11 protein-coding genes are annotated in these 12,089 nt (G+C 38.0%); 3 read left to right on the forward strand and 8 right to left on the reverse strand.

From position 1 onward, the window contains the following. The first annotated feature begins 18 nt into the window (after positions 1–18). The 3 genes from mfd to AC1M9B_RS03085 all read left to right on the forward strand — a co-directional run bounded on the left by mfd (position 19) and on the right by AC1M9B_RS03085 (position 5,634). Positions 19–3,477, forward strand: coding sequence for a transcription-repair coupling factor (gene mfd, locus AC1M9B_RS03075; RefSeq protein WP_481608637.1), 3,459 nt, complete (start codon positions 19–21; stop codon positions 3,475–3,477). Positions 3,478–3,701: 224 nt separating this feature from the next. Next, on the forward strand, positions 3,702–4,139 hold the full coding sequence (locus AC1M9B_RS03080; protein WP_035263634.1) for an HIT domain-containing protein: 438 nt from the start codon (positions 3,702–3,704) through the stop codon (positions 4,137–4,139). Positions 4,140–4,191: 52 nt separating this feature from the next. Then, entirely contained in the window at positions 4,192–5,634 is a 1,443-nt protein-coding gene (locus tag AC1M9B_RS03085) for an adenylate/guanylate cyclase domain-containing protein (RefSeq protein WP_035263632.1), read from the forward strand. A 65-nt stretch (positions 5,635–5,699) separates the two neighbouring features. Here AC1M9B_RS03085 and fdx read toward each other — a convergent pair whose 3' ends face one another. The 8 genes from fdx to AC1M9B_RS03125 form a co-directional block, all read right to left on the reverse strand. Continuing rightward, entirely contained in the window at positions 5,700–6,038 is a 339-nt protein-coding gene (gene fdx, locus AC1M9B_RS03090; RefSeq protein WP_035263630.1) for an ISC system 2Fe-2S type ferredoxin, read from the reverse strand. A 16-nt stretch (positions 6,039–6,054) separates the two neighbouring features. Then, positions 6,055–7,914, reverse strand: coding sequence for a Fe-S protein assembly chaperone HscA (gene hscA, locus AC1M9B_RS03095; protein ID WP_481587493.1), 1,860 nt, complete (start codon positions 7,912–7,914; stop codon positions 6,055–6,057). Positions 7,915–7,951: 37 nt separating this feature from the next. Then, complete coding sequence (gene hscB / locus AC1M9B_RS03100; RefSeq protein WP_092766335.1) at positions 7,952–8,467, reverse strand: Fe-S protein assembly co-chaperone HscB; 516 nt, start codon at positions 8,465–8,467, stop codon at positions 7,952–7,954. Between the two features lie 101 nt (positions 8,468–8,568). Next, the gene (iscA, locus tag AC1M9B_RS03105; RefSeq protein WP_035263624.1) at positions 8,569–8,889 is read right to left on the reverse strand and encodes an iron-sulfur cluster assembly protein IscA; all 321 of its coding nucleotides are present in this window, start codon (positions 8,887–8,889) and stop codon (positions 8,569–8,571) included. A 30-nt stretch (positions 8,890–8,919) separates the two neighbouring features. Further along, the gene (gene iscU, locus AC1M9B_RS03110) at positions 8,920–9,306 is read right to left on the reverse strand and encodes a Fe-S cluster assembly scaffold IscU (protein WP_035263622.1); all 387 of its coding nucleotides are present in this window, start codon (positions 9,304–9,306) and stop codon (positions 8,920–8,922) included. A 103-nt stretch (positions 9,307–9,409) separates the two neighbouring features. After that, a complete protein-coding gene (locus tag AC1M9B_RS03115) occupies positions 9,410–10,627 on the reverse strand; it encodes an IscS subfamily cysteine desulfurase (protein ID WP_035263620.1) in 1,218 nt (405 codons plus the stop codon). 1 nt (position 10,628) lies between these two features. Further along, entirely contained in the window at positions 10,629–11,102 is a 474-nt protein-coding gene (locus AC1M9B_RS03120) for an Rrf2 family transcriptional regulator (protein ID WP_035263618.1), read from the reverse strand. A 139-nt stretch (positions 11,103–11,241) separates the two neighbouring features. Continuing rightward, positions 11,242–11,892, reverse strand: coding sequence for a hypothetical protein (locus AC1M9B_RS03125; protein WP_481608533.1), 651 nt, complete (start codon positions 11,890–11,892; stop codon positions 11,242–11,244). Between the last annotated feature and the right edge of the window lie 197 nt (positions 11,893–12,089).

Here is a 12,089-nt window from a genome sequence, read left to right on the forward strand (position 1 = left end):
ACTTTTAAAGCGATCTTCATGTTCCAAAAAGAAATTTCTCAACTTAATCTATCACAAATAAAATCTGGCGAAAAAAGATGGTTAGGGGCGCTTAAAGGCTCTGCCATCGCTTTGCTTTTAAAAGAAATAAGTCAAAACTCTGATCGACTCTTTGTTCTGGTAGCTAGAAATAATCAACATTTAGCTCAACTTGAGAGTGAACTTGAATTTTATGGTGTGAAGCCCACGATCTTTCCAGATTGGGAGATCTTACCTTACGATCGGTTGTCTCCGCATCAAGATATTGTCTCAGAAAGATTATCAGTGCTCTCTAATATGCCAGCAAAAGGGATACTACTCATTTCAAGCACAACTTTGGCACAACGTGTTGCGCCGACGTCTTGGGTGTTAGGTGAGCATTTTGATATTAGCGTTGGGCAAAAATTTGATTTAGAAAAGCAGAAACAACGCCTGATTCAGGCTGGTTATCATTTGGTCGATACTGTATATGATCATGGAGAATTTGCTGTTCGGGGAAGTTTAGTTGATATTTTTGCTTCGGGGCAAGATGCTCCAATTCGAATAGATTTGTTTGATGATGAAATTGATTCTTTAAAATTTTTTGATCCAGAAACTCAAAGGACCACGACGAAACTTGAACATTTTAAGGTTTTACCAGCTAAAGAGTTTCCTTTAAAAGAAGGTAGAGCTCAATTTCGAGACCGTTATGCTGAAGAGTTTCCAACGGCGAACCCGAAAAAAAATCCAATTTATCAGGATGTAATGGAGGGTATATCTTCACCGGGATTGGACTATTACTTTCCGCTGTTCTTTTCAAAAAAAGAAATGCTAGAACAAAGTAGTATTACATCATACTTACCAAATCATTCCATTGTCATTACAGATCGCAATATTGAAAGTGAATTAACTCAATTTTGGAAAGATATTTATCAGCGTTATGAAGACCGACGTCATAATGTTGATCAACCTTTATTAGCTCCAGAACAAATCTTCTTTCAACAAAATCAAATTTTTGAACAACTCAATCAGTTTCCTCGTATTATCGCATCTGACGAAGTTTTTGAACCTAAAGCGGGTGTAATTAATACCTCTGCTGAACAGCCACCTCGTTTAGCGGTAGAGCCTAAACATCAACAGCCATTTCATGCTGTAAAATCATTTATTGATGCTGCGCAACACCCTGTCTTACTCGTCGCTGAAAGTGCGGGACGTCGTGAATCGTTAAAGGACTCCTTGCGAGCAAGTATGGGTGAAATTCCTGTTGTAGAGCATTATCAGGAGTTTATTAATCAACAATATTCAGTAGCAGTAACGCATGCACCACTTGAGCGTGGCTTGGAGATTAAAGGACAAATATCTGTCATTTCAGAAAATCAACTCTATGAGCATCGTGTTGTACAACGCCGTAGAAAACGCCAGCATGAAGTTTCTGAAGAGTTCTTAGTTAAAAGTTTAACTGAATTAAGTATAGGTGCTCCTGTAGTTCATATTGATCACGGTGTAGGTCGCTATGCGGGATTAGTGACTTTATGTATTGATGATCAAGACCACGAATTTTTGCAACTTAATTATGCTGATGATGCCAAAGTCTATGTTCCTGTCACCAATTTGCATCTGATTAGTCGATACAGTGGAGGTGATCCTGATTTAGCACCACTGCATAAACTTGGTACTGATGCTTGGAATAAAGCTAAGCGCAAAGCACTAGAACAGATACATGATGTTGCAGCCGAACTTCTTCATATTCAAGCAAGACGCCACTCAAAACCAGGTATTCAATTTGAATTAGATCACACTACTTATATGCAGTTTGTCAGTGGTTTTGCTTATGAAGAAACGCTTGATCAAGCGAATGCTATCGAAGCGACTTTATACGACATGCAACAAGCTAAACCAATGGATCGTTTAGTCTGTGGTGATGTTGGATTTGGTAAGACAGAAGTAGCGATGAGAGCTGCTTTTGTTGCTGTACAGAACAATAAGCAAGTTGCTGTTTTAGTTCCAACAACTTTACTTGCGCAACAGCATTATGAATCTTTCAAAGATCGATTTGCTGATTGGCCTATCCGTATTGAAGTGTTATCTCGATTTGGCTCAAATAAAACACACTTAAAAACGATCGAAGATTTGGCAGAGGGTAAAGTTGATATCGTCATTGGAACGCATAAAATTTTGCAGGAAAATGTCCAGTTTAAACAACTTGGATTGATGATTGTTGATGAAGAACATCGCTTTGGTGTGCGAGATAAAGAACGTATTAAAGCGATGCGTGCCGATGTAGATATGCTGACGCTAACCGCTACGCCAATCCCGCGTACCTTAAATATGGCGTTTTCAGGTATGCGTGACCTCTCAATTATTGCTACACCACCTGCACGCCGTCTCGCTGTTAAGACCTTTGTCAATGAGCAGACCGATGCCACGATGAAAGAGGCGATCTTGCGTGAACTATTACGTGGTGGTCAGGTTTATATTTTGCATAATGAAGTGGATACCATTGAACGAGCGGCTGAAAATATTCGGTTGTTAGTTCCTGAAGCTCGGGTTGCAGTTGCGCATGGTCAAATGCGTGAGCGTGAGTTAGAACAGGTCATGCAGCAGTTTTATCATAAAGAATATAATGTATTGGTGTGTTCGACCATTATTGAAACGGGAATTGATGTACCAAATGCCAATACAATTATCATCGAGCGAGCAGACAAGCTAGGTTTGGCACAACTTCATCAACTGCGTGGTCGTGTGGGGCGCTCTCATCATCAAGCCTATGCGTATCTGATGGTTCCGTCTATTAAAGGCTTAAAAGGTGATGCTGAAAAACGACTTGATGCCATTCAGCGTGCTTCTACTTTAGGCGCTGGTTTTGTATTGGCAACAGAGGATTTAGAAATACGTGGAGCAGGCGAGCTTTTAGGTGAGCAACAAAGTGGTTCAATGCATGCAATTGGATATAGTCTATATATGGAAATGCTTGAGAAAGCGACTAAAGCTATCCAAAATGGTAAGACTCCTAACTTTGATGCCCCTTTGTCACTCACGGCTGAAATTAGTTTACATATGCCTGCATTAATTCCAGATGAATATTTAGGTGATGTGCATCAGCGTTTATTGTTCTATAAGCGAATTAGTAATACGGATACACAAGAAAAACTTGATCACATCCGTATGGAACTTATCGATCGTTTTGGTTTGCTACCTCAACAAGTGAAATATCTTTTTACTGTTCATCAGGTGCGTATAAAAGCAGAAAAATTAGGTATTACCAAGATTGACTTGAGTAAGCAGGGTGGCCAAATTGAATTTTCACCTGATACTCCTGTTCAAGCGATGAGTATTATCCAAATGATGCAAAAACATCCGACATTTTTTAGAATGGACGGTGGTCAACGTCTGAAAGTGATGGTTATGCTTGAGGAAAATGACAAAAGAATTCAGTTTATTAATGATCTTTTAGATGAGTTGATGAGAGGGCTCAACTGATCTAAGTTGGGCTTGAATCTAGACTTGTTCATTGCTCAAAATGCACTGGCTGACAGTCAACCTTATAGGTTGATTTTTTAGCGATGCATTGCAATGAATGAGTGAGATTCAAATCAATGAAATACATATTTTTTTGTATCGAAACACATGACTAATAATACTCAGTCTAAAACTGTTGTGTTAGTATTAGCTATCCATTTAATTTTTGCGTCATTTATAAATATATGTTTAGTTTGCATCCACAACTTGCTCAAGATACTTTTTTTGTTGGCGACTTTCCACTTTCAACTTGTCGTTTAATGAATGACATGCAATTTCCATGGTTGATTTTGGTACCGCGTGTTCCTGGTGTAACTGAATTATATGAATTAAGCCAAGCAGACCAAGAACAATTTTTAAGAGAATCTAGCTGGTTATCTAGTCAATTATCTCGAGTTTTCCGTGCGGATAAAATGAACGTTGCAGCACTAGGAAATATGGTTCCTCAACTTCATTTTCATCATGTAGTTCGTTATCAGAATGATTCTGCATGGCCTAAGCCTGTTTGGGGTGCTTCACCTGCAGTTCCTTACAGTAATGATGTTTTAGCGCATATGCGTCAAACGCTCATGCTCGCGCTACGTGGTCAAGGTGACATGCCTTTCGATTGGCGTATGGAGTAAATACGTCAATTTCAAGGAAGAATAAAAATAATGTGAATTGAGGTAATAGCAATTGCCATTTGAACGAATGCTGGATAAAGAGCCACAGCAGTTTGAAGTACTCCTCAGGATGATGGGGTATGTGATGATCGCGATTCTTGTTGTGATCTATTATTTCACTTCACAAAACCAAAATTATCAGATTTTATACCCTCTATTTATTTTCTTGCTGATTCTATTGGCACCCCGAATTTCACACAGTATCCAATATCGTTATGGCAGTAAAACCAGACGTTTTGCGTTCTTTATTATTGATGTAGTTGTTGTAGCTACCGCCTTAGCAGCAGTGCATTTAAGTTTGTTGCCAACATTTGTTTTCCTGTTTGGATTGGTGTTTACCGCCGTTAATAATAAAATTTCGATGATGGTGAGTTCGATTGCAATTTTAGTTGCGATCATTGTTTTTTATATTTGTACAATTTTTATTTTTGGTTTTGAAGATTATTTCCAGCAAACTTCAATCGAATTGTCCGTAGTCTCGTGTATATGTGCGATTCTTTTTGTGAATTTTGCTAATTATTATCAGAATCGACGTGTAAAAAAATTAGATGTTCAACGTCAAACTTATTTTAAAGAAATGAATCGATATATTGAGTTATCGAATCAGTTAAGCCGCTATGCACCAATTCAATTGTGGCAATCAATCATGCGTGGTGAAACTGAAGCGAAACTTGAATATAAACGAAAAAAAATTACGATTTTTTTCTCTGACATTCAGGGGTTTACTGAGCTTTCAGAGACTCTTATTCCAGATGACTTAGCTTTTGTTTTGAATGACTATCTGAGCCATATGACTGAAATTGCCAAGCAATATGGTGGAACAATTGACAAGTTTATGGGAGACGCGATTCTCATTTTCTTTGGAGATCCAGATTCGCAAGGGGTTGAGCAGGATGCCAAAAATTGCATCGATATGGCGATGGCAATGCGTCAACAAATGAAATTTTTGCGTGAACGCTGGGTGAAAATGGGATACTCAGCATTGCATATACGTATGGGCATTAGTACAGGTTATTGTCACGTTGGTAACTATGGCGCAGTTCATCGAATGGCATATACCATTGTTGGGCGGGATGCGAATTTAGCTGCAAGACTTCAAAATGCTGCAGAAATTGATGAAATTTTAATCTCGGATGAGACTTATAAGTTAGTTAAAAACTATTATCTTTGTGCACCTCAGGAACCTATAGAGCTGAAAGGGATTCATGGTTCAATTAAAAGTTGGCAGGTCATGGAAAAATATAGCACCAAGCAAACCCATCAGCATTGGTTTGATTATGAGTACAAAGGGTTTCAACTGGTACTGAATATGGAAGAAGTACAAAATTACGAATATGCTGAATTAATCGCAGTTTTAGAAAAAATGATTGAACGTATTAAACTTCAGCAGGATTTAACCAACTCTTCTGGTATTGTGAAATTAAAACTATCTGATGAAGTAAAATATCTAAATTAGGATTTTATATCTACACAAATAAAAAGGTCACTTAAGTGACCTTTTTTATATGGTTTTACAAATGATTAATGATTTTCAGAAGCATGGTTAATCGTGTACTTCGGAATTTCAACTTCTAAATCATCATTTTCAATTTTTACTTGGCAAGAAAGACGTGAATCTGGCTCTAGACCCCAAGCACGATCGAGTAAATCTGCTTCTACATCATTCATTTCTTCAAGACCATCAAAACCTTTACGAACAATAACATGGCAGGTCGTACAAGCTGCAGACATATCACAAGCATGTTCAATTTTGATACCATTTTTTAGAAGGCTTTCGCAAAGATTGGCATTTTGCTCAACTTCAAACTCAGCACCTTCAGGGCAAATTTGCGCATGTGGAAGAACTTTAATACGTGGCATAAATTTTTACCTATGTTTAGTTTGAGTTTGACCAATCGTCAAGCTTAGTGCCTTTGAGAGCATGATCAATATGTTGATTCATTCGTTTTGCAGCAAATGCATCACTATGAACTTTTAACGCAGCAACAGCAGCTTCAATTGCTTCAATATCAGAAGTTTCAAGTTGTTGAGCCAAATGAGTTTGTGCCGAAATTAAATCCTGAGCTTCCTGTTCAGTCAAGAGTTTAATATCAGCTTTAAGCGCTTGAGAAAGAGCTTCAAGTTCTCGTTGAGCTTCAACTTTAGTTTCATGTAAATGACGAAGGGCTTTATCTTCTGCTGCAAATTTAAAACCATCAACCAGTAGGCGCTCCATATCAGTATCAGATAAACCATACGATGGTTTAATATCAATCTGAGCTGAGACGTTAGATGTTGTTTCACGAGCAGATACCGATAAGAGACCGTCAGCATCGACTTGATAAGTCACTTCAATGCGTGCTTGACCAGCAGTCATCGGTGGGATGCCGCGTAAAACAAAACGTCCGAGACTACGGCAATGTTCTACTAAATCGCGCTCACCTTGGACAACATGGATTAACATCGCAGTTTGACCATCTTGATACGTGGTGAACTCTTGACGACGAGCGACAGGAATTGCAGTATTGCGTGAAATTAATCGCTCTACTAGTCCACCCATGGTTTCAATACCAAGTGATAATGGTGTTACATCAAGTAGTAGAGAACCATCTGTACTATTACCAATTAATTGGTTGGCAGTAATTGCAGCACCGATTGCAACGACTTCATCTGGATTAATGGTACACAGAGGCTCTTGACTAAATACTTCTGCTACAGCTTTTTGTACCGCATAAGAGCGAGTAGAGCCACCTACTAAAACGACATTTTTTATATCGTCTAATTTCAATTTAGCGTCACGTAATACTCGTTTGCACACTGAAATCGTTTTATCTAGAGCAACTTTAATGATGCTTTCAAACGTTGAACGATCCAAAGTTAATTCGTTTTCTAAAAGCTGAAGATTAACTTGATCTTGGTCCGATAAAGCTTCTTTCGCTTTACGTGCTGCAACAAGGAAGTGTGCATACTCGTTATCATCTAAGGTCTCGATATTGAGTGATTTTTTAGCCCACTTGACGATAAGACGATCTAAATCATCGCCTCCAAGTGCAGTGTGTCCACCTGTAGCGAGTACCTCAAATACACCCTGTGAGAAACGTAGGATGGAGACGTCGAAAGTACCACCACCTAAGTCGTAAATCACATAATTTTGATCTGTACTTAAATTTGTTGCTTGATCTAAACCATACGCTACAGCTGCTGCTGTAGGTTCGTTTAATAATCTCAGTACGTTTAAACCAGCGAGCTGTGCAGCGTCTCGTGTGGCTTGACGTTGTGCTTCATCAAAATAGGCAGGTACTGTAATGACAGCACCATTTATGGGATTTTTTAAACTTGCTTCAGCACGATCTTTTAGATTTTTTAGAATTTCAGCAGAAATTTCGACAGGTGTTTTACGACCTTGCGCTGTTTCAAAAGCAGGCATCTGATTGTCTTCACCCACCAATTGATATGGGTGTTGAAATTTAATATCAGCTTTTGAGCGTCCCATAAAACGTTTTACAGAGACAATAGTATTCTGTGGGTCACGAGTTATAAACGGTTTTGCGTCATTGCCGAGCACAGTAGAGTTTTCAGCATAATGTACGATAGAAGGAAGTAACACTTGACCTTGTTCATCGTTTAGAACTTTAGGTTTGCCAGAAAGCACAGTTGCTACAAGAGAGTGGGTCGTACCTAAATCAATACCAATAGCAATGCGATGTTCATGTGGCGCACTTGATTGTCCAGGTTCAGCAATTTGCAAGAGTGCCATGTGTTAAATCCCTTGAAAATAAAACAAAAAAATAAAATTAGAATTCGTCATCTAAGTCAAAATCTTCATCATCGAGAATACGATCTTCAGCTTGATGTATATCATTCATCACTTTTTGGAAGAAACGTAATTTTCGAACAGTATCGCGAGACTCAGCCCAATCTTCAGCTTCATAGTCTATTTTGAATTCGCGAACTAAACCATCAATCCATTGTTGCACTTCAGTTTTTAAAGATGAAAGTTGTTCAGAACTTTGAGCTTCATCTAACTGTTCACGAATTTCTAATGCAGATTGTAAAAATTCGAAATCATTGATGGATTGATCTAAATGGTAGTCTTGTTTTTTGAGTGTAAGTAAATATCCAGCACGGCTGTCAACTTGAGATAAAACTTTATAAGCTTGATTGATTTCGCTAGATTTGATCAAGGCTTGGTCTTTATTTTCAGCTTTATCTGGATGATATTGTTGCTGCAATTTTAGAAAGTTAGCTTTCAAAGTTGCTAAATCAATATCGAGTGCTACAGGGAGATTAAACAACTCAAAATGATTCATGGATTGGAAATTCCAAAATAGTGAAAAATAAAAGTGGGCGCTGAATAGAATTAAAACAGTGCAGGGCACTGTTTTAATCAGGTAAAAAGAGAATGATTATCTTAAACAGTGAAAGATTCACCACAACCACATTCACCTTTTTTGTTTGGGTTGTTGAATTCAAAACCTTCGTTTAGACCATTTTTAACATAGTCCATTTCCATACCTTCTAGATAAACAAGGCTCTTCGGATCAACGAAAACTTTAACCCCAAACTGTTCAAAGACTTGATCATGTTCGTCAACTTCATCAACGAATTCGAGAACATAAGCCAATCCAGAACAACCTGAAGTTTTCACACCAACGCGAATACCTTCACCCTTACCGCGATTCAATAAATAATTGCTGATATGAGTTGCAGCATTTTCAGTTAAATTGATCATGAAAACTCCATTCAATCATCAAGCGCTAAATTAAGCTTTCGCTTTTTTGCTACGGTAGTCTTCTACAGCAGCTTTAATTGCATCTTCTGCAAGTACAGAGCAGTGTACTTTTACAGGAGGAAGCGCAAGTTCATTTGCAATATCAATATTCTTGATTTGCTGTGCTTGGTCTAAAGTTTTACCTTTTAGCCATTCAGTTACAAGTGAACTTGAAGCAATTGCAGAACCACATCCGTAAGTTTTGAAGCGAGCTTCTTCAATTACACCATTCTCATCCACTTGGATTTGAAGACGCATAACGTCACCACAAGCTGGTGCACCGACCATACCTGTACCTACGTTTTCTGCGTTTTTATCTAAAACACCAACATTACGAGGATTTTCGTAATGATCAATCACTTTTTCGCTATAAGCCATGATGTGTCTCCAAACCTCAGGGTCGGCTGATAATATTTAATATGGGTGCATCTTATTAAATTTCAATATTTAAGCTTAATAAGATGCATGTGTTTGGTTTAAATTAGTGTTCTGTCCATTCAACTTTCGACAGATCAATCCCTTCTTTGTACATATCCCAAAGTGGAGAAAGGTCACGTAATTTTTCTACAGCAGCTTTTGTCACTTCTAGTACGTGATCAATGTCTTCTTCAGTCGTATATTTACCAAAACTGAAGCGAATTGAACTGTGTGCTAACTCATCAGATAAGCCTAATGCACGAAGAACATAAGAGGGTTCTAATGTTGCAGAAGTACAAGCTGAACCAGATGAAACAGCAGCATCTTTAAGTGACATCATTAAAGATTCACCCTCAACGAAGTTAAAACTTACGTTTAAGTAGTTTGCTACGTTTTGAGTCGGATGACCATTTAAGAAAACTTGTTCAAGATCTTGTAGACCATTCCAAAGTTTGTCACGTAGAGTGCGTAAGCGAGTTTGTTCAGCAACTAGGTTTTTACCTGCAAGTTCAAATGCTTCACCCATACCAACGATTTGGTGAGTTGCAAGCGTACCAGAACGCATACCGCGCTCATGACCACCACCATGCATTTGAGCTTTAAGACGCACACGTGGACTACGACGTACGTAAAGTGCACCGATACCTTTAGGGCCATAAATTTTGTGAGCAGAGAAACTCATTAAATCAATTTTCATGGTTGATAAATCGATTTCAACTTTACCAGCAGCTTGAGCGGCATCTACGTGAAAATATGTCTTATTCGCACGAGTTAATTCACCAATAGCGGCAACATCAGTCACAGTACCAATTTCATTATTGACCATCATTAATGAAACAAGAATTGTATCTGGACGTAAAGCAGCTTGAACCATTTCAGGAGTAATTAGACCTGTTTGAGCTTCTGGTTCAAGATAGGTAATTTCAAAGCCTTCTTGTTCTAATTCACGGCAAGTATCTAAAATTGCTTTATGTTCAATTTTACTCGTAATGATGTGTTTGCCTTTTGAAGCGTAGAACTGTGCAACACCTTTCAGTGCAAGGTTGTCAGATTCTGTAGCGCCAGATGTCCAAACGATTTCGCGTGGATCTGCTTTTACAAGATTTGCAACTTGCTCACGAGCGTATTCAACTTTTTCTTCAGCTTGCCAACCATATGCGTGCGAACGTGATGCAGGGTTACCAAAAGTCCCATCGAATGTAAGGCATTCCATCATGCGCTCAGCAACTTGTGGGTCGACTGGAGTCGTTGCAGCATAATCAAGATAAATTGGACGTTTCATGTCAAATACCTGTAACCGATAAAAGGGCTGAATCTAATGGAGCTGTATTCTGGCGGATCGCAACAGTTTGAACGTTATCGCGAGCAACTAAATCAGCAAGAGAGATTTTAGCTAAGTAATCGGCAATGTGGAGGGAGAGTTCTTGCCATAAATCGTGAGTTAGACACATTGCGCCATTTTGGCAGTTACCTTTGTGGTCACAACGTGTTGCATCAACAGTTTCGTTTACAGCTTCAATAATTTCTAAGACCGTAATATCAGAAGCATTACGCGCTAAATGGTATCCACCATTAGCACCACGTACACTCGAAACCAAGCCATGACGCTTTAATTTAGCAAATAGTTGTTCTAAATAAGCCACAGAAATAGTTTGGCGAGTAGCAATTTCTGCCAAAGTAATGGTTTGTTCAGTTGGCTGCAAAGCTAGATCAAGTAATGCAGTCACTGCGTAGCGACCGCGAGTGGTTAAGCGCATGATTCGATACACGTGTAAAAGGCTAGATGATGAAATTTTATGAATTCCGACTAATTTAGTCAAGTATTTTTTCTAAAAACCAACTAAATTAATCGGAATTAAATATGGCGAGGATTTAAACAGATAAAACTTTATTATTTTAATAAATAATCAATAAATTATACACGATTAAAGCCACGAATAGAACCGAAACTATCCCGAACGCAATATTGATACGTTTTTGGTTGGTTTGCATGCGACGAATACGATTTTTATATTGTTTAACCTCTACTTGAAGTGTATTGATTTTAGATCTTTGTAAGTCAATTTTTTCAAGTAATGGTGCAATGCGTTTTCTCGAAGCCTTTGTATCTTGGTCTTCAGAAGCTGTTGTTAACCAGTTTTTCCAATCTGAAATTAATTTCGGTGTTGAGAGATGTAATGCTAAATCTCTGAATTCGTCTTTAAGGGTTTGATCACCTTCAATACGCATTTTTTTTAAACTTCTGCGGTTTGCAAACCCGAAAATTTGAATGATATCGACTAAAGTACTACTTACCTTGAGGTCAGGTTCTTTTTCTGGCGCTTGAAGGTCAAATAAGATGCCTTTATCCGTAAATTGGATATAAAAGTCAAAATAGGGGATATAGCTATTCATTTTAATTGTAATTTGTTGTTCTACAAATTTTTTTGCTTGAAGGCGAACAACACGGTCATGTTTTAAGACGAAAGAATAGAATGTCTCTAAAACTAACATAACAATGTTAAGCAACAAACGGGTATGACCTTGTTGTTGTTGCGATTCACTCATAAATAAATCCTATTCAAATTTAATAAATCTAAAAAGTTCTATTAACACAAACTTAAATTAAGTCTAAGATTACATCATTTATCATTGCTTTGTAGAACAGTTTTGAACAAGGTTCAATAGCGATATTTGATATTATCAATGTATTTTATGCACGAATAGTCAGTTTAGAGGCTAAAATATACAGGAGTGTAACGGTG

It is taken from the genome of Acinetobacter sp. ANC_7513, from assembly GCF_056779915.1.